Source organism: Variovorax sp. OV329 (assembly GCF_900114785.1).
Taxonomy (GTDB): domain Bacteria; phylum Pseudomonadota; class Gammaproteobacteria; order Burkholderiales; family Burkholderiaceae_C; genus Variovorax.
The window spans coordinates 1-25,693 of the sequence record NZ_FOUG01000020.1 but is presented as its reverse complement, the minus strand read 5'-3'; the positions used below and the strand labels follow the sequence as shown (position 1 = coordinate 25,693).

Here is a 25,693-nt window from a genome sequence, read left to right as displayed (position 1 = left end):
GCGGCATCCCCTCCGGAAATGCCATGCCACATCACTCACCCTGGATTCACCTGCGCGTGCAGCCGCACCGGCTGAAAGCGGCGATCGCAAGCATCGTCGTGTTGTCGTCCCTGGCCGCATGCGGCGGGGGCGGCGACAGCACCAGCCCCTCTTCCACCAGTACGCCGCCGCTCGCAAGCGGCGGCGGCTCCGATGGGCCTTCGAGCGACCCGGTCAACGCAGGCCACAGCGGGCCGAAGGTGCTGATGATCCAGGTCGACGGCCTCACCTACGCAGCGCTGCAGGGCCTCCACGCCGGCGGCGCGCTGGCCAGCCTGAAGGCGGCGCCGGCCTGGACCGGCGGCGTCGGCGGCACGCCCAGCGAGCAGCCCACCACCACCGGCCCGGCGTGGGCCACGCTGCTCACCGGCACCTGGGCGCGCCACGGCGTGAAGTACGACGGCGGCGGCCAGCACATCGACATCGCGCGCACGCCCACGCTGCTGGCCCAGGCCCGGCAGCGCACGCAGCCCTATGCGTACCGCACCAGCGTGGTGGCCAGCAGCCTCACAGCGGCAAGCCTGGGCAATGACGCGCCGGTGGCGGCGGGCATCGACGACTTCGTCGACTGCGCGGCCGACGACAACTGCGTGACCACGCATGCCGCCCGCCTCATCGCCGCCGGCAGCGACCTGCTGGTGGCCGAGTACGCGGCGCCCGCGCAGGCGGCCCTCGATGGGCTGGGCAGCAGCGCCTACCGCGCCAGCGTCGGCAGCACCGCTGCCGGCGTGCAGCGCCTGCTCGACACCATCGCGCGCCGCCAGGCGCAGGACCCGAAGGAAGACTGGCTGGTGCTGCTCGCCAGCGACCACGGCCTCGATGCCTTCGGCAGTGCCACCGGCGCGCAGTCGCTGCAGGACAAGACCGTCGTCATCGCCAGCAACAAGTCACTGGCCTTGCTGCCCGGCGTGGGCACGGTCGCGCCCGCCGACCTGGCCACGCTGATGCAGGGCGCCTCCGCGGCCGACCTGGCGCCCACCGCGCTCGCGCACCTGGGCCTGCTGCCCGCGGCCGCGCAGCGCGGCTTCGACGGCATCGCGCTGCAAGCCACGACTGCAGTGCGCCAGTTGCGCGCCGCCACGGGCTCGGACAAGGCCAGCCTGGTGCTGTCCTGGACGCTGGCCGGCAACACCGACGTGCCGGTGCAGGTGCTGCGCGACGGCACGCTGGTGGCCACGCTGGCCGCCGGCAGCACGGGCTACAACGATGCCATCGTGGCACCGGCGGACGGCGTCCACCGCTATCGCTACACGGTGGTGGCCGGCGACTCTGCGACCGGCCTGGACGCATCCATCAACTACGTGAAGCCGGTGGTGCTGGCGCCCACGCTGGCCCAGGGCCTGGCGCTGTACTACCCCTTCGGTGCCCTCGCGCCCACCGACGCGATGGCGGCATCGACCATGGCGTCCTGGGCCGCCGACGCCGACGGCGGATCGCTGGTGTCCGACGACCCCTTCAAGCCCGCCTACAAGGCCAAGGCCCTGCGCGTGGACGCCAACGTGAAGAACGCCAGCGGCCTGGCCGGCTACCGCCTGCTGCAGGCCAGCGACGTGGCCACCGACGCCTCGGTCACGGCCTACACCATCGGCTTCTGGATGCGCACCGACGCCACCTGCAGCCAGGGCGTGAGCAACGGCGCCTCGGTGGTCGCCAACAAGAACTACGACAGCGGCAGCGCGGCCGGCCTGGCCATCGGCCTGTTCGGCAGCTGCGAGATCCGCTTCAACGTCGGCACCGGCAGCGCGCGGGCCGACAGCAACGGCTACAAGCTGAGCGCCGGCCAGTGGGCCTACGTGGCAGTGGTCATCGACAAGGCCAGCCTCAAGATGTCCGGCTACGTGATCGATCCGGCGCTGGGCACGCAGGCCGGCAGCACCGCCATCACCTCGGCACTGGTGGCCAAGCTGGGCGGCCTGGGCAACGGCATCGGGCTGAACGAGGACGGCACGGGCCTGTACTACCAGCGCAATGCCGCCTCGCCGCGCGGCGCGATGGACTTCGACGACTTCGCCATCTGGAAGCGCGCCCTCACGGCCGACGAGATCGCGACCCTCTTCAAGTCGGGCCAGCCGCTGTCCACGCTGGCGCACTGACCCCCCAACTCCCGCAGGAGTACGACGACTTCGAACCGCGCGGCCCCATGGCCGCGGCGGGCGGGGGAGTTCGCATCCTGCATTCCCGCAAAGAAGCAGCACCACACCCACACCACCATGAAGCAACTCCTTCCTTCCCTGCGGCTCGGCCTCGTGCTGGCCGCCACCTGCCTCGCGCTCGCGGCCTGCGGCGGCGGCTCCTCGTCCTCCACGCCTGGCGGCAGCACCCCACCGGCCACCGGCAACGGCGGCGACGGCGGCACGACGCCGCCCACCGACAACGCCGGCACGCCGCCCCAGTTGCGCTGCGCGCCCTGATTCATCCGAACCCACAACACCCACACAAGAACGCATGAACTCCCGTCGCAAGTTCCTCCGCGCATCGGCCAACGCCGGTGTCGCCGCGGCCACGCTGGCCGCCTTCCCGCCCAGCATCCGCCGCGCGTTGGCCATCCCGGCCAACAACAAGACCGGCACCATCCAGGACGTCGAGCACGTGGTGATCCTGATGCAGGAGAACCGCTCCTTCGACCATTACTTCGGCACGCTGATGGGCGTGCGCGGCTTCGGCGACCGCTTCACCATCCCGCTACCCAAGGGCCTGTCGGTGTGGCAGCAGTCCGATGCCAACGGCAAGCCGGTGCTGCCCTACCACCTGGACAGCAGCAAGGGCAACGCGCAGCGCGTGAGCGGCACGCCGCATTCGTGGGGCGACGGGCAGAACGCCTGGGACGCCGGCCGCATGTGCGAATGGCCGCGCTACAAGACCAACGCGTCGATGGGCCATTTCAAGGAAGCGGAGCTGCCCTACCAGTTCGCGCTGGCCAATGCCTTCACCATCTGCGACGCCTACCACTGCGCGATGCACACGGGCACCAACTCCAACCGCATGTTCCACTGGACCGGCACCAACGGCCCCACCGGCGCGAACGTGGCCTCGGTGGTGAACGTGTGGGACGCTATCGGCGCCTCCACCCAGGGCTACGAGTGGAAGACCTATCCGGAGCGGCTGGAAGAAGCCAAGGTGAGCTGGATCGTCTACCAGAACATGCCGGAGAACTACACCGACAACCCGCTGGCCGGCTTCAAGCAGTACCGCCTGGCCAACGAGGTCTCGGGCAAGCCCGTCTCCCACGATTCGACCAAGGTGTCTCCGGCCTCAGGACATCCTCGCCGGCAAGCTGCCGCAGGTGTCGTGGATCGTTGCGCCCTCCACGTACTCGGAGCACCCCGGCCCGTCGAGCCCGGTGCAGGGCGGCTGGTACATCCAGGAAGTGCTGGATGCGCTCACCGCCGTGCCGGAGGTGTGGAGCAAGACGGTGCTGATCGTGAACTTCGACGAGAACGACGGCTACTTCGACCACGTGCCCTCGCCTTGCGCGCCCTCGACCTACACCGACGGCAGCGGCAACCCGGCGGTGGCCGGCAAGACCACGCTGCCGGAAGCCGACGTGGCCTTCGAGCGCTACACCCACGCAGCCGCCTCCACCGGCCAGCCGGTGGCCGACGGCAAGGTCTACGGCCCCGGCGTTCGCGTGCCCATGTACGTGATCTCGCCCTGGAGCCGCGGCGGCTGGGTCAACTCTCAGGTCTTCGACCACACCTCGGTGCTGCGCTTCCTGGAGCAGCGCTTCGGCGTGGTGGAGTCCAACATCAGCCCCTACCGCCGCGCGGTGTGCGGCGACCTGACCAGCGCCTTCAACTTCGCCACGCCCAACAGCGAGGCGCTGCCCACGCTGGGCGGGCGCACCAGCAAGACCGCGGCCGACCAGCTGCGCGCCGCCCAGCAGGCGCTGGCGCAGATCGTGCCCCCGACCAACCCGCAACTGCCGGTGCAGTCGATCGGCACGCGGCCCTCGCGCGCCCTGCCCTACGAGCTGCACACCAGTGCGCGCGCCGACGCCACTGCGGGCACGGTGCGCCTGATCTTCTCCAACACCGGCAAGCAGGCCGCCGTGTTCCACGTCTACGACAAGCTGCACCTGGACCGCCCGCCGCGCCGCTACATGGTGCAGCCCGACCGCCTGCTGGAAGACAGCTGGGCCGCCATGACCGACAACGCCGGCCTGTACGACCTGTGGGTGCTGGGCCCCAACGGCTACCACCGCCACTTCCGCGGCGACCTCAACCGCCTGCGCGCGGGCGGCGCGCCGAACCCGGAGGTGCGCGTGTGCTATGACGTGGCCAACGGCAACGTCTTCCTGAAGATGCTCAACGGCGGCTCCGGCAACGGCAACTTCGTCATCCGCGCCAAGGCCTACCGCGAGGACGGCCCGTGGACCGCAACCGTGGCGGCGGGCAGCTCGGCCGAGCAGCACTGGGACCTGAAGGGCAGCGGCCGCTGGTACGACTTCGCCGTCACCAGCAGTGCCGATCCGTCCTACTACCGCCGCTTCGCCGGCCGCGTGGAAACGGGCGCGCACTCGGTGAGCGACCCGGCCATGGGCCTGGGCGATCTCTGAGGCACCGGGGCGCTGCTACGATCCGCGGCGCCCCGCTTCCTGAACCCGGGGCGCCGCGTGCGCCCCGCTTCGTTTCCCACCCGGACGACCCATGCTTCAAGAAGCTCGCTTCCATCGCATCAAGGCCCTGCTGACGGCCCATGGCGAAGTGAGCACCGAGCGCCTGGTGCGCGACCTGCTCGTCTCGCGCGAGACCATCCGGCGCGACCTGCAGGAGCTGGAAACCGAGGGCGCGCTGCGCCGCGTGCACGGTGGCGGCGTGGCCCTGGACATCGGCGGCGAGGCGCCGCTGGCGGTTCGCCAGGCCAGCCGCGCCAGGGAGAAGAAAGCCATCGCGCGCGCGGCCGTGCGCCTGCTCTCGCCCGGGCAGACGCTGCTGATCGATGCCGGCACCACCACCGCGCAACTGGCCGAGGAATTGAGCGCCCTCGCCGGCCTCACCGTGATCACCAACGGCCTGGACGTGGCGCGCACACTCAACAGGGACGAGCACTTTCGCAAGGCCAACGAAGTGATCCTGCTGGGGGGACGGCTGCTCACCGAGGCGCCGGCCACCTCCGGCGATCTGACGATTGCCGAGATCCAGCGCTACAGCGCCGACGTGGCATTGCTCTCGCCAGTGGGCATCTGCGCCTCGCATGGCGCCAGCAGCTTCGAGCGCAGCGAGGCGGAGGTGGCGCGTGCCATGGTGGCCAGCGCCCGGCGCTGCGTGATCCTGGCCGACCACAGCAAGATCGGCCAGCGCAGCCGCATCGCCTACGCGAGCCTGGCGGCCATCGATACCGTGGTTACCGACGGCGGCGCGCGCCGGCAGCCCGGCCTGGACGAACTGCAGAAAGCCGGCTGCGCGATCGCGTTCGCCTGAACCGAGGGCGGTCGGCTAACCCGCCGCCGATTCCTCGGTCTTGGCCAAAGCGTCCGCCAGGTCCTGCGCCGTCTGGGGCCGCACCACGCGCGCGAGCACCTTGCCGTCATGCAGGAACACCAGCGTGGGCCAGAGCTTGACCTGGAAAGAGCGGCCCAGAGGTCGCCCCGGCCCGTCGTCGATCTGCAGGTGCTTCCACGGGCGGCCCTGCAGGGCCTGGTCGATGAGTGGCTGCGCCCCCTGGCAGATGGGGCACCAGGTGGCGCCGAACTCCAGCACCGTGGTGCCCTTGTCGGCATCGACCTGCGCGCGCGTCAGGTCTTCGTTGGCGTACTCTGCGGTCATGTTCGTGTTTCCTTCTGCGATCAGGTGCCGGCGCGGCGCCACCATACCCGCGTCCACAGGGCCAGCGGAATGAGCGCCAGCCCGGCGCACAGCATCCAGTAGCGCTCGCCGTTTTCCAGGTAGGGCAGCATCGCATAGCCCAGGCGCACGAGCATCTGGCCGCCCACGCCGCGCACCAGGGTTTCGACCACGGCCTCGATCACCATCTGCGCGCCCAGCACGAAGAGGATCACGGCGGAGAGCCGGAAGGTCCAGCGCGTGCCTCGATGGGCGGCCAACGCGCGCCACGCCAGTGCCAGCAGGCCGCAGGCGACCAGGCCGAGCACGATGCCCAGGGCCACGTCGTGCGCAGGCTCCTGCGCGGAGATGAAGCGGATGAGGATCAACGCCTCCAGCGCCTCGCGCAGCGCACTGAAGGCGCCGAACGCGAACACGGCGACACCCGCGGCGGGGTGCGCCGCCCAGGTGTCCAGCAACTCGGTCGCGCGCTCGCCCACGCCCGCCAGCGAAGCCATGGTGCCGCAGGACACCAGCGCCAGCGACAGACCGAAGCCGAAGGTCAGGGCGATGTCCAGCCACTCGTTCATGCCCGAGGGCGGCAGGGCGGCCACGATGGCCCAGGCGCCCGCGAATCCGGCCAGCACGCCCGCGCCCGCCCACCGCATGAGCGCCGGCCGGCCACCGCGGCGGGCGGCATGCGACAGGGCCAGCAGGATCAGGAGCAACTCGCCCGCCTCGCGGGCGATGACGACAAAGGCCTCGAACATGTTGGATCACGCAAAGGAAAGCCCTGCAAGGCAGGGCCGGGTGGCGCCGCGGCTGCGGTTGGGAGACAGGGGCAGCGCCAGGGCAAAGCTTACCCTGTGCGCCGCGTCCTCATGACTTGTCGGCCAAGGTGATGGCCACGCCGCCGGGGCGGCCGCCGCGCTGGAAGTGCGGCGCGTCCGCTGCATGGGCGCCGCCGCATTGCGCGCAGGCGGCAGCGTCGTCGCCCGGCTCGCCATCGCGGCCCTGCACGCGGTAGGCGCCGCGCACCCGGCCGCCGTAGGCATTCCAGTCGCGCCGGACCACCTCGGCCTCTTCCAGCACGCGCAGCACGCGATACAGGCGGGCCATGACCATGTCCCGGCCGGATTCGAGCATGGCGCGGTAGATGTCTCGCACCTCCGGCGCCGGGTTGCCCATCTCGAGCATGGTGGCCAGCACCGCCGCGTGCTGCGGGCCGACGCGCCGCGACACCGCCGGGCCCAGGCCTCGCTGGATCCGCTCGATCAAGGCCTCGTTCGTCGGCGGGGACTGGCGATGGCGCCCATCCGCAAGGGAGCGCTGCGCCGACCTTGATGAAGGCGGGCTTCGTGGCGGGACAGTGCCAGATGCAGCTTGGTGTGACATTGTCTTTGTCAGTTGGTAGGACGCCACAGTCTACGTCCCGCCGAGCGGATATCCAGTGCCCGCTCCTGAAATCAGGCCCCAGAGGGTGGGGATGTGAAGCTCTACTTTTGTAACCAGTCGATATACTTCGGAATTATTCTCATTTCGGCGAGCCAACTCCGTTCTTCGGGATAGCCAGCCTTCACATCGCTGCCCCTCGGGCAGCCCTCACTGGAGGCCATCTTGGCTAGACCTACTCGTCGCAAGGCGGTGCAGCATGCTGCGCGCCTGTCTTCTCCACGTCCCTGCATTGCCAGCGAGGCCGGCGCCTTCCCGCTGGGGGCGCTGATGCTGGCCGCCTCGGTCAGCAGCTGGGCCCAGTCGCCCGCGCAGCCGGCCGCGGCGCCGCAGGCCAGCGGAACGCTCAGCCCGATCACGGTGACGGGCGAGGCCGACATCCAGGGCAGGGACCAGCTGCAGACGACCAAGACCGGCGTCGCCAAGGGCAACCAGGACATCCGCGACGTGCCCAACTCGATCAACGTCATCACCGAGAAGCTGATGGATGACGCCAAGCTCAACACCCTGAAGGAGGCGCTGCACTATTCGGCCGGCATCACCTTCGCGGCGACAGAGAACGGCACCGACCAGGACATCCGCCTGCGCGGCTTCCCCGTGGCCACGGTGGGCGACCTGCTGATCGACGGCATGCGCGACCCCTCGCAGTACGACCGCGACACCTTCAACCTGGACCGCATCGAGGTGCTGCGCGGCTCGGCCTCCATGCTCTTCGGCCGCGGCTCCACCGGCGGCGTGATCAACCAGGTGACCAAGAAGCCCCTGCTGGCCGACCAGAACGACCTGGTGGGCACCGTGGGCAGCGACGGCTTCTACCGCGCCACGGCCGACATGAACAAGCGCCTGGGCGAAGACTCCGCCTTCCGCCTGAACGCCATGTGGAACAAGGCCGACAACGACGGCGCCAAGATCGACAAGTACGGCATCGCGCCGCAATACAGCTGGGGCATCGGCTCGCGCGACGAATTCAGCGTCGGTGCCTTCTACCTGAACGTGGACAACGTGCCCATGGCCGGCACGCGCTACCTGGCCAACGGCACCTTCAACAACGGCATCGCGCAAAGCACCATCCCGGCGCTGCAGCCCGGCGCCTACTACGGCAGCCCCAGCGACTACCTCAAGGGCGAGGCGGCCTACGTCAACGGCTCGTGGCTCCACACCTTCGACGACGGCGGCCAAATCAAGACGCAGGCGCGCAGCGGCACCTTCGACCGCTCGCAATGGGGCACCACGGCGGCCTTCTGCAACCGCTTTCCCTCGTTCAGCGCCACGGGCGCGGCCTCGTGCGCGGCGGCGGGAGCGGTGAACGCTTCCAACCTGGCGCCCAGCACCTATGTCTACGGCATCGGCCTCGCGCCGCGCAAGGACCACTACAAGGGCACCTACCTGCAGAGCGACTACAGCAACACCTTCAACTGGGGTGGCTACAAGCACGAGATCCTGGCGGGCGTCGACGCCTCGCGCGAATCGGCCGACCGCTTCGGCGCGTGGGGCACGGTGGGGACCAACTTCTACAAGGGCACCACCACGGTGGCCAACCCGAACGGCCTGCCCAACCTGGCCGTCAGCCCGACCTACCGCAAGACGCAGGAATACTCCGCCAGCAACTTCGGCGCCTACGTGCAGGACCTGGTGCAGGTCGCCGAGCACTGGAAGCTGCTGGGCGGCCTGCGCTGGGACAGCATGCGCGGCGACTTCTCGCAGATCAGCTATGCCAACACCAACACGACCAACCCCAGCGCGACGGTGAGCTCCAAGCTGTCGGAGCAGCCGCCCAGCTACCGCGCCGGCGTGCTCTACCAGCCCACGGCCGCGCAGTCCTACTACTTCTCGTACGGCACCTCGTTCAACACCGCGGCCGACACCTACCAGTACGTGACGCCGCAGAACGCCAACACGCCGCCGGAGAAGAGCCGCAACATCGAAGTGGGCGGCAAGCTCGACTGGCTGGACGGCAAGCTGTCCACCCGTGCGGCGATCTTCCGCACCGAGAAGTACAACGAGCGCACCACCGACTCCGACTTCGCCGGCGACGCCTACCTGCTGTCGGGCAAGCGCCACTCGCAGGGCCTGGAGCTCGAGGTGGTGGGGCGCCTGACGCCGCAGTGGGAGGTGTACCTGTCGTACGCCTACATCCCCGATGCGAAGATCGACAAGGCCGGCAGCGTGAACGCCAACATCGTCGGCTCGCCCGTGGGCCTGGTGCCCAAGAACAGCGGCGCACTGTGGGTGAGCTACCAGGCCACGCAGAAGCTGCGCGTGGCCGGCGGCATCCGCGGCGCCTCGGAGAACCGTCCGCTGCAGGGCACCACGGGTGCGGCCTCGACCACGGCCTACGTGCCTGGCTACGTGGTGGGCGACGCGATGCTCGAATACAAGTTCACCCCGGACGTGTTCGCGCAGTTGAACGTGAGCAACTTCACCAACAAGCTCTACGGCGACCAGCTGTACCCGGGCTTCGTGATCGCGGGCCAGCAGCGCACGTACATGGCGACCGTCGGGGTACGCTTCTGATTCGTTGAATCGGCAAGACAGAAGGAGTTCGCGATGCTGCTGCATGTTCAAGGCGTGCTGACGCCGCAGGAGGTGGCCCAGGCCCGCGCCATCCTGGCCAAGGCGCCGTGGGAAGACGGCCGGCTCACCGCCGGCTCGCAGTCGGCCCAGGCCAAGAACAACGAGCAGCTTCGCGAGGACTGCGACGAGACCCGGGCCGCGCAGCAACTGCTGCTGCGCGGGCTGGAGCGTCACCAGACCTTCTTCTCGGCAGCGCTGCCCAAGCAGATCTCGCCACCGCTGTTCAACCGCTACGGCGGTGCAGCCAACGCCTTCGGGAACCACGTGGACAGTGCCGTGCGCTACCTGCGCAACGGCGCCGGCCGCGTGCGCACCGACGTGTCGTGCACCCTCTTTCTCAGCGAGCCTTCCGAATACGACGGCGGCGAGCTGGTGATCGAGGACACCTACGGCGAGCACCGCATCAAGTTCGCCGCCGGCGACCTGGTGCTGTACCCGGGCACCAGCGTGCACCGCGTGGAGCCGGTCACGCGAGGCGCGCGCCTGGCCAGCTACTTCTGGATCCAGAGCATGGTCCGCAGCGACGAGCAGCGCCGCCTGCTCTTCGACATGGACAACCACCTGCGCCACCTGCGCAGCCAATTCGGCGAGACCGATCCGGGCGTGATCGGCCTCACCAGCACCTACCACAACCTGCTGCGCATGTGGCTCGACGTCTGAGCCGCCGGCGCAGCGCTTCCTCTTCGACAAAGAGAGGCACTCACATGATTCAACGATCCATCCTCCCCCTGGCACCCCTGGCCGCCCTCTTGCTGGCCGCGGCCGCGCCGGCGTCCGCGCAGTACGTGGACCACGACGCCGTGCGCTGCGAGCCCGTTCCCAAGGAAGAGATGAAGCCGCAGATGGAACTGCAGAAGAAGCTCGTCGCCGAAGGCTGGAAGGTCCGCCAGGTCAAGAACTTCAATGGCTGCTACGAGGTCTACGGCTTCGACGCCGGCGGCAAGCGCACCGAGGCTTTCTTCAACCCCAAGACCTTCGAGAAGATCGGCGAGGTCAAGCAGCCGGAATGACGTTCGAGCGCGGTACCGCAACGGTCCGGGTGAAGGTGTGGGACCTGCTGCAGCGTGCGCTGCACTGGTCGCTGGTCGCCTCGATCGCCCTGTGCTGGTGGGCCGGCGAGGCGCGGCTGTCGCTGCACATCGCCTTCGGCTGGGCGGCGCTGGCCATCGTCGCTTCGCGCGGCGCCTGGGGCTTCGTCGGCAGCCGTTATGCGCGCTTCAGTGGCTTCGTCGCGGGTGCCCGCACGGTGCTGGGCTACACGTGCGACCTCCTGCGGGGCCGCGAGCGCCGCTACCTGGGCCACAACCCGCTGGGCGGATGGATGGTGGTGGCGCTGCTCGTGTGCGTGGCCTTCGTGTGCATCACCGGCATCCTCTACACCACCGACCACTTCTGGGGCATGGCCTGGGTGGAGATCGCACACCGCGCCTCGGCATGGACCGTGGTGGCACTGGCCGCCCTGCACCTGGCCGGCGTGGCCTTCACCAGCTGGCGGCATCGCGAGAACCTGGTGGCGGCCATGCTCAGCGGATGCAAGAAGGCGGACGACGCCGGTGGAGGCAAGGCCTGAGCGCCGTCGCCCGCTGGCGCGTTTGCGCGTTTGCGCAGCGTTAACATTGCCACCTTCTTTGTGGCTCAGGAAACTCGCCCGTGGCAATGTCCGATGATCAGATCATGACGGTGGTGGACCGCGCCATCGACGGCTTCCAGGGGGAGCTGAATGATCTGGAGAGCGCCATCGGCATGCTGCTCATCGGCCGGCACTACGGCTGGCGCGTGCTCTTCCTGATCCACAGCCCGGCGACGGTGCGCAAGTACACCAAGCTGCTGGGCCTGAAGAACCTGCGCGAAGCGCTCCCGGAAGTGGGCGTGCTGGCCCACCGCTCCAATGCCTGGCGGCTGCTGGACGACGGCAAGAACTTCTGGAAGGTCGTGCGCGGCCAGATCGCCGGCATCCGCAGCTCCAAGGCCGAGACGCCCGGCCGGTAGGCTGATCCTGCCTGCTTGGCGGGCGCTGGCCAACCGAATCGACGAATCGCGAGCGGGCGCCGCCTCGCTCGCGGAACGATGCCGTGTCTTTCCCGGTGCCCAGGTGTTCGTGTCAGTAGTATTCTCAAGTCCTACTGCTGCCGATTTCCGCTCCGCCATCCGGCGAGCCGGGCCGCGAAACGAACACATGACGGACTCCTCCTCCAGCGACCCGACGGCCAACGAGCTGGCGCAGATGCTCCGCATGCGGCTGGGCCCTGACAGCGGCCGGCGCATCGGCGCGGCGCACACCGCGGTGCTGCAGGTGCTTCACGAGATGAAAGGCCAGGCCCTGCCGGTCAGCGAGATCCACCAGACCCTGGCGGGGCGCGGCAATCCGATCAAGCTCAGCGGCGTGTACCGCGTGCTGGAGGTGCTGGAGGAAGCGCAGGTGGTGCAATGCCAGTGGCGAACCAGCCTCGGCCGGCCACTGCGCGTGTTCGGCATGGCGATGGACGCCCTGCCCCAGCCGGCCGGCCACCACGACTAGCCGCCATCAAGGCTCGGGCCTGCGCCACAGCCAGACCGCGGTCGCGCCCATCACCAGCGGCACGCCCACCTTCACGCCCATCGGCGCCTGCGTGCCCAGCATCAGCAGCAGCGCACTGATCGCCATCATCACGGTCGCGGCCCACTTGGCGCGGCGCGGGACGGCGCCCGACTGCCGCCAGTTCCTGATGTACGGTCCGTAGCGCGGGTGGTCCAGCAGCCAGCGCTCCAGCGCCGGCCAGCCACGTCCGCCTGCCCACGCGGCGGCGATCAGGAAAGGCACCGTCGGCAGCACCGGAAGAAATGCGCCGATCACGCCCAGCGCGAGAAAGACCAGCGCCAGCGCGCGCCAGAGCAGTCTTGCAACGCCTTCATCCAGCCGCATCGACAGGCGCCCTCTTTTGCTAAAGCTCGGCCAGCACGCCGGTGGACGAAGCCTCGGCCGCCAGCTTGCCCTCAGGGTTGTAGAGCGTGGCCTGCATGAAGGCGACGCGCTTGCCGCGCCGCACGACCCTGGCCACCGCCCGGCCTTCGCCGGGGCCCACCTTCTCGTAGAAGCTGACCTTGATCTCCAGGCTGAAGACGGTCTGCTTGTGGCCGGTGTCGTGCATCACGGCATGGGCCATGGCCGCGTCCAGCCAGGCCGTGATGAAGCCGCCCTGGGCAATGGTGCCGTTGGTGTGGCAGTACTCGCGCCGGATGGTGAAAGCGGCGTCCACCGTCTTGCGCTCGGGGTCCCAGCCGGTGACATGGAAGTTGCCCATCGATTCGCTCAGCGCCTGGCCCGAGCGGATCCGTTCCTCGAAGTCGTCGTTCATTGGTGCATCCACGGTGAAGCTGTGCCCATTGTCGCCGTGGCATGCCGAGCGACAACGCCGAAGGCCCCGGGCATGCACGCGTCGTGCAATGCCCGGGGCCTGGTTCGAGGTTCGTCGAAGCGACCTCAGTGCGCCGGCCCTCCGATCTCTGCAGCAACTGCAGCCACCGGTCGGCCCGCCGCGGCCACCGCCACCGGCTTGGGCTTGCCCCCGGGCGGGCCGAAGACGATCTCCAGGCGCTCCTTCAAGCTGCCGGCGGCCTTCACGTCGCGGCCCAGGTTGATCCATTCGTGCACCGAGATCAGCACCGGGTTGTTCGTCACCAGCGGCGTGGTCAGGCCATAGCGGATCTCGATGTCGTCACGCAGGTCCACGAAGGTGCCGAACATGCGGTCGAAGATGATCAGCACGCCGCCGTAGTTGCAGTCCAGGTACTCCTCGTTCGACGCATGGTGCACCTTGTGGTGGGTGGGCGTGTTCAGGATCCATTCGAGCGGCCCGAGCCTGGGGATGTAGGGCGCATGCAGCCAGAACTGGTAGAGCAGGTTGGCGCTCAGCGCGGCCAGCACGGCGGTGGGCGAAAAACCGAGCCACACCAGCGGCGTGTAGAACAGCGTGGCACCCGTCAGCTTGCCGGTCCAGCCCAGGCGCAGCGCGGTGGCCAGGGTCAGCTCGTTGGGCGAGTGGTGCACCGCGTGTGTGGCCCAGAACCAGCGCGACTTGTGCGACACCCGGTGGTACCAGTAGTAGCAGAACTCCAGGCCCACGAAGAGCACCAGGAAGGCAAGCGGCGCGGACAGCTCGATGGTGGTGAGCCGATGCGCATAGGCCAGCGCGAACACCGGGGTGGCCAGCGACAGGCCCAGCAGGCCGACCAGCTTGCGGCCCACCATGTCGGCCATCGAGGCGAAGTAGGCGCGCCAGTCGTAGCTGTCGCGGCGCAGGCAGGTCTTGATCAGGCCCTCGGCGGTGGCGGCGCTGAAGACGATCAGCGCGAGCAAGCCCAGCCATTCCAGGTAGTCCTGGCCGAAGGCGCTTTGCATGGCATCAGCGAACATGGTGATCTCCTTTTCTGGATTTCGTGGTGGTCGTTCGGGCGGTCAGGGGCTCAACGCATGCCGCCACCGCGGCGGGCCATGCCCTGGCGGGCGGCATAGGCCTCGATCTGGGCCATGGTCACGTAGCCCTTGCGGGCGGTGTCGATGGCGTCGAAGTTGCGGTAGACGAAGGGCATGCGGTCACGGGCGTCCTCGCGGGAGATGCGGCCGTCGTGGTTGGAATCGGCGCTGTCGAAGCGCTGGTGCATCACGGTCAGCGCTTCCTCGATGTGGTTGCCACCCATGGGCTGGGCGTTGGCCGAGAGGGCGGCGCCGGCCACCAGGACGGCGGCGAGGGTGGCGCGGACGGCGTTGCGGACGGTGGTGTTCAGGCGGGTCATGGAAGGCTCCTTGGGGGTTGGGACAGGTCTGTTGAAGAAGTGCCTCTACTGTCTTCCCCAGGTGTGAGCCAACCGTTGCGGGAAACCGGCCGTTCATGACGATCCATGACAGCGCCCCAGGGCGCCTGTCATCGTTTGTCATAGGTTCCGGAATCCCCGCTGGCGCCGGGGCGCCGCTACCATTGCCCGCCATGACCGAGCCGCTGGCCAGGATCCTGATTGCGGATGACGAAGCCGACATCCGGGCGCTGCTGCAGCGCTACCTGGGCGACCAGGGCTACGCCGTGCGCACGGTCGAGAGTGCGGCGCCGCTGGACAAGCTGCTCTCGCGCGAGCGCTTCGACGTGCTGGTGCTGGACGTGATGATGCCGGGCGAGGACGGCCTGGCCGCCTGCCGGCGCCTGCGCGCGCAGGGCGAGACCATCCCCATCCTGATGCTCACCGCCCGCGGCGACCCGCTGGACCGCATCATCGGCCTGGAGATGGGCGCCGACGACTACCTGCCCAAGCCCTTCAACCCGCGCGAGCTGCTCGCGCGCATCCAGGCCTTGGTGCGGCGCCAGCGCATGCTGGGCGCCCACACCGGCCCGCTGCCGGGCGACGGCGAGATCCGCTTCGCCGACTTCGTGCTCGACCTGGGCCGGCGCACGCTGAGCAAGGCCGGCGCCGAACTGTCGGTGACGACCGGCGAATTCAGCCTGCTGACCGCCTTTGCCCAGCACCCCAACCGCCCGCTGGGCCGCGACCGCCTGATCGAGCTGGCGCACGGGCGCGACCACGAGGCCACCGACCGCAGCATCGACGTGCAGGTGATGCGCCTGCGCAAGTTGATCGAGGCCGACCCCTCGCAGCCCCGGCACATCCGCACCGTGTGGGGCGTGGGCTACGTCTTCGTGCCCGAACCGGAATGAGCTGGCTCCCGCGCAGCCTGTTCGGGCGCAACGCGCTCCTGATCGTGCTGCTCATCGTGCTCAGCCAGCTGGGCAGTGCGCTGCTGCTGGAGCACCTGGTGGTGCGCCCGCGCCTGGCGCAGCTGGCCGAGAGCGTGGCGCGCAGCATCGCCTCCATCCACCACGGGCTCGAGGCCCTGCCGCCGGCACAGCAGCAGGCCTACGTGCAGGCCTTCAACGAACAGGCTCGCCAGCGCGCCGGCCAGGCGCCCGCGGCGGCGCCGGTGCTGATGCAAACCGAGCTCACCGCCTTCCAGCGCGGCTTCGTCGACGCGGTGTCGCAGCGCCTCGCAGGCCAGGACGTGGAAGTCAGCTGGCGCCACGAGGACGGCGGCAGCCTGGCGCTGCGCATGAAAAAGCTGGCCGGCGGCGAGCAGACGGTGCTGCTGCCGGGCGTGCTGCCCGAGCGCGACTTCGCCGGCACCTGGCTGATGATGACCCTGTGCGTGGTGCTGCTGGCCATTGCCGGCGCGCTGTGGTTCCAGTGGCGATTGAACCGACCGCTGGTCCGGGTGGTGGGCGCGGCCCGCACGCTGGCCGCCGGCCAGCCGCCGGCGCCGCTGCCAGAGGACGGACCCACCGAGATCGCCACCGTCAGCCACAGCTTCAACCAGCTGGTGGCCAGCCTGGACCGGACCGAGCGCGAGCGCGCGCTGCTGCTGGCCGGCATCTCGCACGACCTGCGCACGCCGCTGACCAAGCTGCGCCTGGGCGTGGAGATCCTGGGCGGCAGCAGCGAGCCGGAACTCACGGCCAGCATGGCCCGCAGCATCGAGGAGCTGGATGCGATCGTGCAGCAATTCGTCGACTTCGCCCGCGGCGAGACCGACGAGCCGCGCGTGCCGATGGACCTGAACGCGCTGGCGGCGCAGGTGCAGGCGGCCAACATCGACCACGGCCGCACGCTGGCGCTGGAGACGGCGCCCTCCTTGCCGCCGGTGAAGGTGCGCGCCCAAGCGCTGCGCCGCGTGCTGGACAACCTGGTGGAGAACGCCTTCCGCCACGGCAAACCTCCGGTGGGCCTGCGCACCGGCCAGGACAGGGAGCAGGCCATGGTGTGGATCGAGGTGACCGACCGCGGCCAGGGCGTGGCGCCCGACCAGGTGGAAGTTCTCAAGCAGCCCTTCAGGCGCGCGGGCGGCGAATCGCGCTCGGGGGTTTCGGGATCTGGGCTGGGCCTGGCGATCGTCGACCGCATCGCGCGCGGCCATGGCGGCCGGCTGGATCTGTTGCCGCACGAGGGCGGAGGGCTGCGCGTGCGGGTGAGCCTGCCGCTGGCTTAGAAGCAGCCCGCCCGGGGCGCGCGATTCAGCGCGTCGTGCCTGCGGGCGATGCGCGACGGCTGCGGTGATGCTGGCCCATCAGCACGTCGCGAACCGAGGGCATTGCGGAGCCCGCAACGTCCACCGACCAGTGGCGCCGCTCCGGTGCCCGGGGCCACCGCAGGTACCAGGACTGGCGCTCTTCTCCGGGCGCCGCGCACAGGCTGAAGCCGTTGTCGGCGAGCCAGTTGCACAGCACCGCGCCCTTGGGCTGCTCCACGTAGAGCACCTGGGCCTGGAGATCATGGGAGACGCCGGCGAAGTGCCTCGCCACCTGCGCCAGGAATTCGAAGCCGCGCTGCGGCTGCGCGAGATCCAGCTCGGACAGGCACAGCGAGGGCAGGCCGGCGGTCGATGCCTTGAACCACGAGTAGCGAACGCGCGTCTCCATCAGGCCGCAGGCATAGCGTTGCCCCCCGCCATCCAGCAGGGGAACCCCGGCTTCGAAGTGCTTGAGCCACTCGAAGAGCCGAAGCACTTCCGCGTCGAACATGGGCCTGTGATCCATGCAGGAAATGCTAGCGGCGCAAGGGGTGGCTCCGGGTGTGAAAAGACACATCGGTGCCGTGATCTCTGCACCTTTTCGTGCAGAAGCCGACGCGTCGCGGGCGTGGCGACCGGCCAGGCAAGGCTGCGCAACCCCCGTCTCCTCCTTGTCAGCCTCGGCATGTATCGGCATCATCGCGGCGCCCGAAAGAAGGAGTCGCCGATGATCTCGCCCCGGATCCGCAACGCCGCCGCTCTCGCTGCCCTGGTGGCCGCCTCTGCCCTCAGCACCGGCGCGCAGGCCGCCGGCCAGGTGGGCAACACGCTGCCGCCCGGCTTTCCATCGATCGAGGACACCTCGCTCGCGCGGCCGCTGATCGGCTTCGGCGCGGCCGGCCCGGTGACCCGCACGCCGGTCATCTTCATCCACGGCAACAACGACACGCCCTTCCCCACCGCCTGCAACCCGTATGGCCGCGTGCAGGCCCTCGCGCAGTTCCTCGCCGACAACGGCTACAGCCCCAGCGAGCTGTGGGGCGTGGGCTACCAGGGCGACCAGTGCGACCTGGGCGCGGACCAGACGCGGCGTTCGAGCATCGCCCACACCAACGCGGCCAACGTGCCTGACCTGCGGCGCTTCATCCGCTCCGTGCTAAATTTCACCGGCGCCAAGCGCGTGGACATCGTCGGCCACAGCCTGGGCGTGACCCTGGCGCGCGAGTGGATGCGGCAGGACGAGGCATCGGATGTGGTGCGCCGCTTCGTCGCCATCGACGGACCCAACCACGGCATCATCAACTGCTCGCCGGGCGCAGCCAATTACTGGCAGGCACCGGCCGCCGGCGGCTTCACGCCCACCAGCGAGGTGTGCCTGGAGCTGGGTTCGCCCGACACGCCCTTCCTGCGCCTGCTCAACGGCCGCAAGGGCCGCGACGAGGACGAGGTGCCGCGCACGCTGGTGATCCGTAACGGCGATGCAAGCTTCGTCTACTTCCCGGTGCAGGACGGCGTGGTGGCGCCCGTGCCCGCGGTGGACTCCTTCGGCAAGCCGACCGATTTCTCGAGGAGCGCGAGCCTGCGCGGCGCGCGCGAGATCGTGCTCACCGGCCAGGGTGCCTACGACCCCATCCTGCAGTCCTCGCACCTGGGCATCCTGAATTCGCCCACCACCTGGCAGGCGACGCTCGACTTCCTCACCGGACGCGGCAAGGGCAGGGACGACTGAGTCGCGCTCGGGTCCCCCTCGCGATCGCGCTGCGGCACAGCGCTCGCGGCCGGCCTCGCATATGCAAGCGCAAGCCCTGCACTTGTCACATGCATCAGGAAAATGGTGTACTTCGCATTGGCCCTGCAGCATGAAAATCCCAAGGGAAACATCACTGCAGGTTCTAAGCAAATAACGGCAATTCAGGAGCCAGCGCCATGTCTCTGCGCATCAACGACACCGCACCCGATTTCACGGCCAACACCACCCAGGGCCCGATCAAGTTCCACGACTGGATCGGCGACAAGTGGGCGGTCCTGTTCTCGCACCCCAAGGACTTCACGCCGGTGTGCACCACCGAGCTGGGTTACATGGCAGGTATCGAGCACGAGTTCACCAAGCGCAACGCGAAGCTGATCGGCCTGTCGGTCGACCCGGTGGACGCGCACGAGAAGTGGGCCAAGGACATCGAGGAAACGCAGGGCCACCTGCCGAAGTACCCGATGATCGGGGACACCGACCTGGCCGTGGCCAAGCTCTACAACATGCTGCCCGCCGAGGAACCCGGCTCTTCCGACGGCCGCACCGCCGCCACCAATGCCACGGTGCGTTCGGTCTTCGTCGTCGGCCCGGACAAGAAGATCAAGCTGATGCTGACCTACCCGATGACCACCGGCCGCAACTTCGACGAGATCCTTCGCGTGCTCGACTCCATGCAGCTCACCGCCAAGCACAAGGTGGCCACGCCGGCGAACTGGAAGCAGGGCGACGACGTGATCATCGCCGGCTCGGTGTCGGACGAGGATGCGAAGAAGCTCTTCCCAGAAGGCTGGAAGGCGCCCAAGCCCTACCTGCGCGTGGTGAAGCAGCCGGGCTGACGTGAACGGCAGGGTGGCCACCATGGTCTTCGAACAGATCGCGACCGGCGGCTGCCAGTCCTACCTCGTGGGCTGCGCAGAGACCTGCGTGGCCGCGCTCATCGACCCGGCGCTGAGCCAGATCGACCACTACCTCGCGCTCGCCGGCAAGAACGGCGTGCGCATCCGCTACCTGATCGACACGCACACGCATGCCGATCATTTCTCCGCCACCAAGGAGCTGGCACGCCAGCTCCAGGTGCCGGTGATCATGCACCGCAGGAGCCCCGCGCCCTTCGTGGACATGCGCCTGGCCGACGGCGAGATGCTGGTGCTGGGCAAGCTGCGCCTGGCGGCGCTGCACACGCCGGGCCACACGGGCGACTCGATGTGCCTGCAGGTGGAAGACCGGGTGTTCACCGGCGACACCCTGCTCATCGGCGGCACCGGCCGCACCGACCTGCCCAGCGGCGATCCGGAACAGCTCCACGACAGCCTGTTCAACAAGCTGCTCAAGCTGGACCCGGCCCTCAAGGTTTACCCCGCGCACGACTACAAGGGCCGCAGCCACTCCACCATCGGCGAGGAACTGGCCAGCAACCCGCGGCTGCAGAAGCGCGAGCGCGCCGAGTTCGTCGAGATGATGAACCACCTCAACCTCACGATGCCCACGCACATCACCGAGGCGCTTCGAACCAACATGAGCGGCGGCAGGACGGTGGCCTCGCTGCTGGCGCGGGCCACCGCCACGGTGCCTTTCATGTCGCTGGCCGAGCTGAAGTCGCGGGTGGAAGCGCAGGAGGACGACCTGATCGTGCTCGACGTGCGCGAGCGCGACGCCTACGAGAAAGGCCACGTGCCGGGCGCGCGCCTGCTGCCGCGCGGCCAGCTGGAGCTGCGCGTGAATTCCGACCTGCCCGACCCCACGCGCCGCATCCTGGCCTGCTGCGAGCTGGGCTACATCTCCACGCTGGCGGCCGCCACGCTGCGCGAGCTGGGCTTTGCGCATGCGGTGGCGCTGGACGGCGGCATGAAGGCCTGGCGCGAGGCCGGTTTCCCGCTCAAGGAAGGCAGCGAGCCTTGACAGCCGGCCCGGCGCGGCCTTGAATCGCCGTCTACACGTCCGTGCAGCGCAAGGAGGGCAGGCCATGTCCGACGATCCCTTTGTCCAGCTCAAGTCCGCCCAGCGCGAAGGCTGGGCCCTGTTCGCACCGCTGGAGGCGGTCACCACCATGCCGGCTGCGCGGCTGATCCGGCACGCGCGCGTGCGGCCGGGCCAGCGCGTGCTCGACGTGGGCTGCGGCACCGGCGTCGCGGCGATCACGGCCGCGCGCGCGGGCGCGACGGTGAGCGCGCTGGACCTCTCGCCGGTGCTCATCGCGCACGGCAGGAAGCACGCCGAGCTGGCGCAGGTGGACATCGATTTCCGCGAAGGCGACATCGAGGCCCTGCCCTACGAGGACGCCGCCTTCGACGTGGTGACCAGCCAGTTCGGCCACATGTTCGCGCCGAGGCCCGAGGTGGCCGTCGCGCAGATGCTGCGCGTGCTCAAGCCGGGCGGCACCATCGCCTTCTCGACCTGGCCGCCGGAACACTTCGTGGGCCAGATGTTCGCGCTGGTCGGCAAGCACGTGCCGCCACCACCCGGCGCCGCGCCGCCGCCGCAGTGGGGCGACCCGAACGTGGTGCGACAGCGCCTGGGCGATGCGGTGACCGACATCCAGTTCGAGCGCGACGTCATGGTCTACCCGACACTCAGCCCGCAGCACTACCGCAAGGGCATCGAGGAAACGCTGGGCCCGGTGGTGAAGCTGGTGGCCGCGCTGCAGTCCGAGCCGCAGAAGCTGGCGGCCTTCCGGGCCGAGCTCGACGGCTTCCTCGCCCGCTACTTCGAGGACAACCTGGTGCGCCAGCACTACCTCATGACCCGGGCGACCAAGCGGTGAGCGGCCGGGCGGGCAACCTGCGCCCCGACCCCAGCCGCGGCCTGGTGGAGGAACTGCCGGAAGTGTTCGAGCGCTTCGGCCACGTGATTGCCAGACGCATGTTCGGCGGCTGGGGCATCTACCACGATGGCCGGATGTTCGCACTGGTCACGCAGGGGCGGCTCTACCTCAAGACCGATGAGGACAACCGCGCGGAGTTCGACGCGAAGCGGCTCGCGCCCTTCGAGTACATGCGCCAGGGCAGGATGATGCCCACCTCCTACCTCGAGGCCCCGCCCGAGATCTACGAGGACCGCGGGGAAGCCGCCCGCTGGGCACGGCTGGCGTGGGAGGCGGTGCTGCGGACGCCCGCGCCGCAGAAGAAGGCCGCCAGGAAGACCACGGCAAGGGAGTCGGCTGCGAAGAAGGCCGTGGCGAAGAAGGCAGCCACGAAGAAGGCCCCGACGAAGAAGGCTTCGACCAGGAAGGCGCCGACGAAGGCGCGCTGAGCGGCCCTGCCGGCGGCCACACCGGCATGCTCAGTCGTCGTCGCGCTGCTTGTGCTGCCCCACCAGGGTCTGCTGCACCGTCGGCGGCACCGCCTCGTAATGCGACAGCTCCATGGTGTAGCGGCCCTGCCCGCTGGTCATCGCGTTGAGCCTGGACTGGTAGCCCGACAGCTCCGACAGCGGCGCCTGCCCGCGGATCACGCCCGTGCCCGCGACGCCGCCGGCGGTGCCGCTGACCATGCCGCGCCGGCTCGACAGGTCGCCGGTGATGTCGCCGATGGACTGCTCGGGCGCCTCGATGTCGATGCGCACCACCGGCTCCAGTACGATGGGCCGCGCCGCCTGGATGGCTGCGACGAAGGCCTTGCGGCCGGCCGTGGCGAAGGCGATGTCCTTGCTGTCCACGCTGTGGTGCTTGCCGTCGTACACCACCACGCGCACGTCCACCACCGGGTAGCCGGCGATGGCGCCGTGCGCCAGCACGTCGCGCACGCCCTTCTCCACCGCGGGAATGAAATTGTTGGGGATGGCGCCGCCGCGCACCTCGTCCACGAACTCGAAGCCGGAGCCGCGCGCCAGCGGCTCGATGCGCAGGAACACCTCGCCGAACTGGCCGGCGCCGCCGGTCTGCTTCTTGTGCCGGTGGTGGCCCTCGGCCGGTGCCGTCACCGTCTCGCGGTAGGCGATGCGCGGCGGCCGGGTGTTGACTTCGAACTTGTAGACCTCTCGCAGCCGCTCCAGCAGCACGCGCAAATGCAGGTCGCCCAGGCCGTAGACGATGGTCTCGTTGGTCACCGCCGCATGCTCCAGGCGCAGGCACGGGTCCTCGTCGACCAGCTTGCCCAGGATCTCCCACATGCGCTGCTCGTCGCCGTGGCGCTTGGGCTCGATGGCCAGGCCATGCACCGGCACCGGGAACTTCAGCGGCGCCAGGTGAACCTGCTCGTCCTCGCCCGCGTCGTGCAGCACGGCATCGAAGTGCACCTCGTCGACCTTGGCCACCGCGGCGATGTCGCCCGGCAGCGCGCGCGCCACCGGCACGTGCTCCTTGCCCTGCAGCAGGAAGAGGTTGCCCACCTTGAAGGGCTTGCGGCTGCTGCCGATGCACAGCTGGCCATCGCGCGCCAGCGTGCCCTGGTGAACGCGGAACACGCCCAGCTTGCCCACGTAGGGGTCCACCGTCACCTTGAACACATGGGCCAGCGCATGCTTGCCGGGGTCGGGCGACACCGCCAGCTCACGCGCGCTCTCGCCCTCGCCGCGCAGGAACTGGGGCGGGTTGGCCTCGGTCGGGTCGGGCAGCAGCTTGACGATGATGTCCAGCAGTTCGGCGATGCCGGCGCCGGTGCGCGCGGAGACGAAGCACACGGGGATGAGGTGCGCCTCGCGCAGCGCCTGCTCCACCGGCGCATGCAACTCGGACGCATCCACGTCTCCCTCGTTGAGGTAGCGGTCGACGAAGGCGGCATCCACCTCCACCACCTGCTCCACCAGCGCGCGGTGCGCCGCATCGACGGCGCCCAGGTCCGACTCGCCCTCGCGGTTGAAGAAGCAGTCGACCACCTTCGCGCCGCCCTCCGCCGGCAGGTTCAGCGGCAGGCACTCGCGCCCGAAGGTGGCCTTGATCTCGTCCATGAGCCGCGCGAGCTGCACGCCCTGCGCATCGATCTTGTTGACGATGATGAGCCGGTCCAGCTGTCGCTGCGCCGCGTACTCCATCATGCGGACGGCCATCGGCTCGATGCCGGTGGAGGCGTTGATGACCACCGCCGCGGTCTCCACCGCTTCCAGCGCGGGGAGGCTGTGGCCGAGGAAGTCGGCGCTGCCGGGCGTGTCGATGAAATGGATGCGGGTGCCGTCGTGCACCATGTGCATGACCGAGGCGCTGAGCGAATGCTGCATGCGCTTCTCGATGGGGTCGTGGTCGCTCACGGTGCTGCCGCGCTCCACGCTGCCCGCGGCGCCGATGGCGCCCGCCGCCTGCAGCAGCGCCTCGGCCAGCGTGGTCTTGCCGCCCGCGGACGGGCCGACCAGCGCCAAGGTACGCACCTTCTCCGTTTCGGCCGCGAGGCCGCTCGATCGGCTTGGCATGGGCGTCTCCTTTTGCCCGTCTGGCGGGCTCTCGATGGCGCCACTATCCTCCCGCCGCCCGGCCATCGCAAGCCCGGGACGCCCCGGCCCGGCCCGCGCCCATGCTGCGGCGCGGCATGCTCCTTGCGTCGACAAGCCTCCAAGGGCATCGAGCCGTGCCCGCAGCCAGACCACGGATCCACGAATGACCCACGCCTTCTTCCAGCCCCCCGAACACGATCGCTACGCCCTTCGCAACCTGCGCGCGCCCGACTGCCTGGTGCAGGCCGGCACCCCTCTGCCGCCCGGCAGGGACGGCGTGGTGGCCATCGACCTGCTCGTCGACCGCGGCCGCATCGAGGCCATCGTGCCCGGCGGCACGCTGCCCATCGAACTGGGCCCCGACATGGACGCCTCGATGGTGCTGCCCGGCATGGTCGACCTGCACACGCACCTGGACAAGGGCCACATCTGGCCACGCCAGGCCAACCCGACCGGGGACGGCGCGGGCGCCTCGATGGCCACGGCGCGCGACCGCAGCGCCCACTGGCATGCCGAGGACGTGCGCCGCCGCATGGAGTTCGGCCTGAAGACCGCCTACGCCAAGGGCGTGGTCGCGATCCGCACGCACCTGGATTCGCTGGCGCCGCAGGCCGCGATCTCCTTCCCGGTGTTCCGCGAGATGCGCGAGCGCTGGGCCGGGCGCGTCGAGCTGCAGGCTTCCTCCATCGCGCCGGTGGACGTCTTCCTCACGGACGAGGGCCGTCAGCTGGCCGACATCGTGGCCGACAGCGGCGGCCGGCTGGGCTGCGTGACCAAGTCGCAGCGCTTTCCGGCGGAGCCGACGCCGCCGATGATCGAGGAGGCGCTGTCGCGCATCTTCCAACTGGCCACCGAGCGCGGCCTGGACCTGGACCTGCACGTGGACGAATCCACCGACCCGCGCGCCCGCTCGCTGATCCACGTGGCGCGCGGTGCCCTCGCGAGCCGGTTCAAGGGCCGCATCCTGTGCGGGCACGTCACCGCCCTGGCGCTGCAGACCGACGAGTACATCGAGGAGGCGCTCGGCGCCTGCAAGGAGGCCGGCATCGACATCGTGAGCCTGCCCACCGTCAACATGTACCTGCAGGACCGCAGCCAGGAAGGCCGCACCCCGCGCTGGCGCGGCGTGACGGTGCTGCATGAGATGAAGGCGCGCGGCCTGCGCGTGGCGGTGGCCGGCGACAACTGCCGCGACCCCTTCTACGCCTATGGCGACCACGACATGCTGGACACCTACACCCAGGCGGTGAAGATCCTGCACCTGGACCATCCGCACTCGGACTGGATCCGCGCCGCCACCGAGACACCCGCGGCCATCATGGGCATCGACCGCGGCGTGCTGCGCCCGGGCGCCGGCGCCGATTTCATCGTTCTCAAGGCGCGCAGCTATTCGGAGATGCTGTCCCGCCACCAGTTCGACCGCACGGTCGTTCGCGAGGGCAAGGCCATCGACACGCGCCTGCCGGACTACCGTGAGCTGGACGATCTGCTGGGCGTGACTTTCTGAGCAGATGCCGCGCAAAGGGCGCTGTAGGACGACGTGCTAGGGGCAATTGCTATTCGTAGGGCTTTGGCCAGCCGATAAACTCGCGTCTCGATTTGTTACGGTTGGTTGAACACTCCCCGGAGACCGCATGAAGAAGATCCTCGCCCTGGCGGCCATCGCCGTCGCCGCCGCTGCCACCCTCGGCACGGCCCACGCCCAGAATTTCCCCGATGGCAAGCCCA

26 protein-coding genes and 1 pseudogene are annotated in these 25,693 nt (G+C 69.4%); 18 read left to right on the top strand and 9 right to left on the bottom strand.

Annotated features, from left to right (window positions below):
• Positions 1-23 precede the first annotated feature (23 nt).
• The 4 genes and pseudogenes from BM345_RS24990 to BM345_RS24975 all read left to right on the top strand — a co-directional run bounded on the left by BM345_RS24990 (position 24) and on the right by BM345_RS24975 (position 5,459).
• Positions 24-2,132 (top strand): LamG domain-containing protein, encoded by a 2,109-nt coding sequence (locus BM345_RS24990; RefSeq protein WP_254789994.1) that lies wholly within the window; start codon positions 24-26, stop codon positions 2,130-2,132.
• A 117-nt stretch (positions 2,133-2,249) separates the two neighbouring features.
• Positions 2,250-2,450: a hypothetical protein gene (locus BM345_RS24985; RefSeq protein WP_093385184.1), complete on the top strand. Its 201-nt coding sequence runs from the start codon at positions 2,250-2,252 to the stop codon at positions 2,448-2,450.
• A 34-nt stretch (positions 2,451-2,484) separates the two neighbouring features.
• Positions 2,485-4,594, top strand: a pseudogene (locus tag BM345_RS24980) (phosphocholine-specific phospholipase C).
• A gap of 91 nt (positions 4,595-4,685) precedes the next feature.
• Positions 4,686-5,459, top strand: coding sequence for a DeoR/GlpR family DNA-binding transcription regulator (locus BM345_RS24975; protein ID WP_093385182.1), 774 nt, complete (start codon positions 4,686-4,688; stop codon positions 5,457-5,459).
• 15 nt (positions 5,460-5,474) lie between these two features.
• On the opposite strand, the gene BM345_RS24970 is transcribed toward BM345_RS24975, so the two are convergent.
• The 3 genes from BM345_RS24970 to BM345_RS24960 form a co-directional block, all read right to left on the bottom strand.
• Complete coding sequence (locus BM345_RS24970; protein ID WP_093385398.1) at positions 5,475-5,804, bottom strand: thioredoxin family protein; 330 nt, start codon at positions 5,802-5,804, stop codon at positions 5,475-5,477.
• A 20-nt stretch (positions 5,805-5,824) separates the two neighbouring features.
• Positions 5,825-6,571, bottom strand: coding sequence for a hypothetical protein (locus BM345_RS24965; protein WP_093385178.1), 747 nt, complete (start codon positions 6,569-6,571; stop codon positions 5,825-5,827).
• 109 nt (positions 6,572-6,680) lie between these two features.
• Positions 6,681-7,079, bottom strand: coding sequence for a transcriptional repressor (locus BM345_RS24960; RefSeq protein ID WP_175545142.1), 399 nt, complete (start codon positions 7,077-7,079; stop codon positions 6,681-6,683).
• 339 nt (positions 7,080-7,418) lie between these two features.
• Between BM345_RS24960 and BM345_RS24955 the strand changes: the two genes are divergently transcribed.
• The 6 genes from BM345_RS24955 to BM345_RS30285 all read left to right on the top strand — a co-directional run bounded on the left by BM345_RS24955 (position 7,419) and on the right by BM345_RS30285 (position 12,345).
• The gene (locus BM345_RS24955) at positions 7,419-9,767 is read left to right on the top strand and encodes a TonB-dependent receptor (RefSeq protein ID WP_254789992.1); all 2,349 of its coding nucleotides are present in this window, start codon (positions 7,419-7,421) and stop codon (positions 9,765-9,767) included.
• A 33-nt stretch (positions 9,768-9,800) separates the two neighbouring features.
• Positions 9,801-10,487, top strand: a complete 687-nt coding sequence (locus tag BM345_RS24950) for a Fe2+-dependent dioxygenase (protein ID WP_093385173.1) — start codon at positions 9,801-9,803, stop codon at positions 10,485-10,487.
• 44 nt (positions 10,488-10,531) lie between these two features.
• The gene (locus tag BM345_RS24945) at positions 10,532-10,837 is read left to right on the top strand and encodes a PepSY domain-containing protein (RefSeq protein ID WP_093385171.1); all 306 of its coding nucleotides are present in this window, start codon (positions 10,532-10,534) and stop codon (positions 10,835-10,837) included.
• Positions 10,834-11,397: a cytochrome b/b6 domain-containing protein gene (locus BM345_RS24940; RefSeq protein ID WP_093385168.1), complete on the top strand. Its 564-nt coding sequence runs from the start codon at positions 10,834-10,836 to the stop codon at positions 11,395-11,397. Before BM345_RS24945 ends, BM345_RS24940 begins: the two co-directional genes overlap by 4 nt.
• Before the next feature lie 86 nt (positions 11,398-11,483).
• Complete coding sequence (locus BM345_RS24935; protein ID WP_093385166.1) at positions 11,484-11,816, top strand: hypothetical protein; 333 nt, start codon at positions 11,484-11,486, stop codon at positions 11,814-11,816.
• 187 nt (positions 11,817-12,003) lie between these two features.
• Positions 12,004-12,345, top strand: a complete 342-nt coding sequence (locus BM345_RS30285; RefSeq protein ID WP_093385164.1) for a transcriptional repressor — start codon at positions 12,004-12,006, stop codon at positions 12,343-12,345.
• 6 nt (positions 12,346-12,351) lie between these two features.
• Here BM345_RS30285 and BM345_RS24925 read toward each other — a convergent pair whose 3' ends face one another.
• From BM345_RS24925 to BM345_RS24910, 4 genes are all read right to left on the bottom strand, one after another.
• The gene (locus BM345_RS24925) at positions 12,352-12,729 is read right to left on the bottom strand and encodes a YbaN family protein (RefSeq protein ID WP_093385161.1); all 378 of its coding nucleotides are present in this window, start codon (positions 12,727-12,729) and stop codon (positions 12,352-12,354) included.
• 19 nt (positions 12,730-12,748) lie between these two features.
• Positions 12,749-13,162, bottom strand: a complete 414-nt coding sequence (locus BM345_RS30280; RefSeq protein WP_175545141.1) for a PaaI family thioesterase — start codon at positions 13,160-13,162, stop codon at positions 12,749-12,751.
• 125 nt (positions 13,163-13,287) lie between these two features.
• The gene (locus BM345_RS24915) at positions 13,288-14,220 is read right to left on the bottom strand and encodes a sterol desaturase family protein (protein ID WP_093385156.1); all 933 of its coding nucleotides are present in this window, start codon (positions 14,218-14,220) and stop codon (positions 13,288-13,290) included.
• A 50-nt stretch (positions 14,221-14,270) separates the two neighbouring features.
• A complete protein-coding gene (locus BM345_RS24910) occupies positions 14,271-14,600 on the bottom strand; it encodes an EF-hand domain-containing protein (RefSeq protein ID WP_093385153.1) in 330 nt (109 codons plus the stop codon).
• 191 nt (positions 14,601-14,791) lie between these two features.
• Here BM345_RS24910 and ompR point away from each other — a divergent pair, with 191 nt between their 5' ends.
• Positions 14,792-15,511 (top strand): osmolarity response regulator transcription factor OmpR, encoded by a 720-nt coding sequence (gene ompR, locus BM345_RS24905; protein WP_093385148.1) that lies wholly within the window; start codon positions 14,792-14,794, stop codon positions 15,509-15,511.
• Entirely contained in the window at positions 15,508-16,833 is a 1,326-nt protein-coding gene (locus BM345_RS24900) for an ATP-binding protein (protein ID WP_093385146.1), read from the top strand. Before ompR ends, BM345_RS24900 begins: the two co-directional genes overlap by 4 nt.
• A gap of 25 nt (positions 16,834-16,858) precedes the next feature.
• On the opposite strand, the gene BM345_RS30275 is transcribed toward BM345_RS24900, so the two are convergent.
• Entirely contained in the window at positions 16,859-17,365 is a 507-nt protein-coding gene (locus BM345_RS30275; RefSeq protein ID WP_175545140.1) for a hypothetical protein, read from the bottom strand.
• 216 nt (positions 17,366-17,581) lie between these two features.
• On the opposite strand from BM345_RS30275, the gene BM345_RS24895 reads away from it, so the two are divergent.
• The 5 genes from BM345_RS24895 to BM345_RS24875 all read left to right on the top strand — a co-directional run bounded on the left by BM345_RS24895 (position 17,582) and on the right by BM345_RS24875 (position 21,853).
• Positions 17,582-18,583 carry an alpha/beta hydrolase family protein gene (locus tag BM345_RS24895; protein ID WP_175545139.1) on the top strand — a complete coding sequence of 334 codons (1,002 nt, stop codon included), beginning with the start codon at positions 17,582-17,584 and terminating at the stop codon, positions 18,581-18,583.
• 197 nt (positions 18,584-18,780) lie between these two features.
• The gene (locus BM345_RS24890) at positions 18,781-19,440 is read left to right on the top strand and encodes a peroxiredoxin (protein WP_093385141.1); all 660 of its coding nucleotides are present in this window, start codon (positions 18,781-18,783) and stop codon (positions 19,438-19,440) included.
• Between the two features lie 22 nt (positions 19,441-19,462).
• A complete protein-coding gene (locus BM345_RS24885; RefSeq protein ID WP_093385392.1) occupies positions 19,463-20,503 on the top strand; it encodes an MBL fold metallo-hydrolase in 1,041 nt (346 codons plus the stop codon).
• Positions 20,504-20,567: 64 nt separating this feature from the next.
• Positions 20,568-21,365 carry a class I SAM-dependent methyltransferase gene (locus BM345_RS24880; RefSeq protein ID WP_093385138.1) on the top strand — a complete coding sequence of 266 codons (798 nt, stop codon included), beginning with the start codon at positions 20,568-20,570 and terminating at the stop codon, positions 21,363-21,365.
• The gene (locus BM345_RS24875; RefSeq protein ID WP_254789990.1) at positions 21,362-21,853 is read left to right on the top strand and encodes a TfoX/Sxy family protein; all 492 of its coding nucleotides are present in this window, start codon (positions 21,362-21,364) and stop codon (positions 21,851-21,853) included. The genes BM345_RS24880 and BM345_RS24875 overlap by 4 nt, the downstream gene beginning before the upstream one ends.
• A gap of 30 nt (positions 21,854-21,883) precedes the next feature.
• Here the strand turns inward: BM345_RS24875 and fusA are convergent, their stop codons facing one another.
• Positions 21,884-23,944 carry an elongation factor G gene (fusA, locus tag BM345_RS24870; protein WP_093385136.1) on the bottom strand — a complete coding sequence of 687 codons (2,061 nt, stop codon included), beginning with the start codon at positions 23,942-23,944 and terminating at the stop codon, positions 21,884-21,886.
• Positions 23,945-24,128: 184 nt separating this feature from the next.
• Between fusA and BM345_RS24865 the strand changes: the two genes are divergently transcribed.
• Positions 24,129-25,472 (top strand): cytosine deaminase, encoded by a 1,344-nt coding sequence (locus BM345_RS24865; RefSeq protein ID WP_093385133.1) that lies wholly within the window; start codon positions 24,129-24,131, stop codon positions 25,470-25,472.
• Positions 25,473-25,693: the final 221 nt, after the last annotated feature.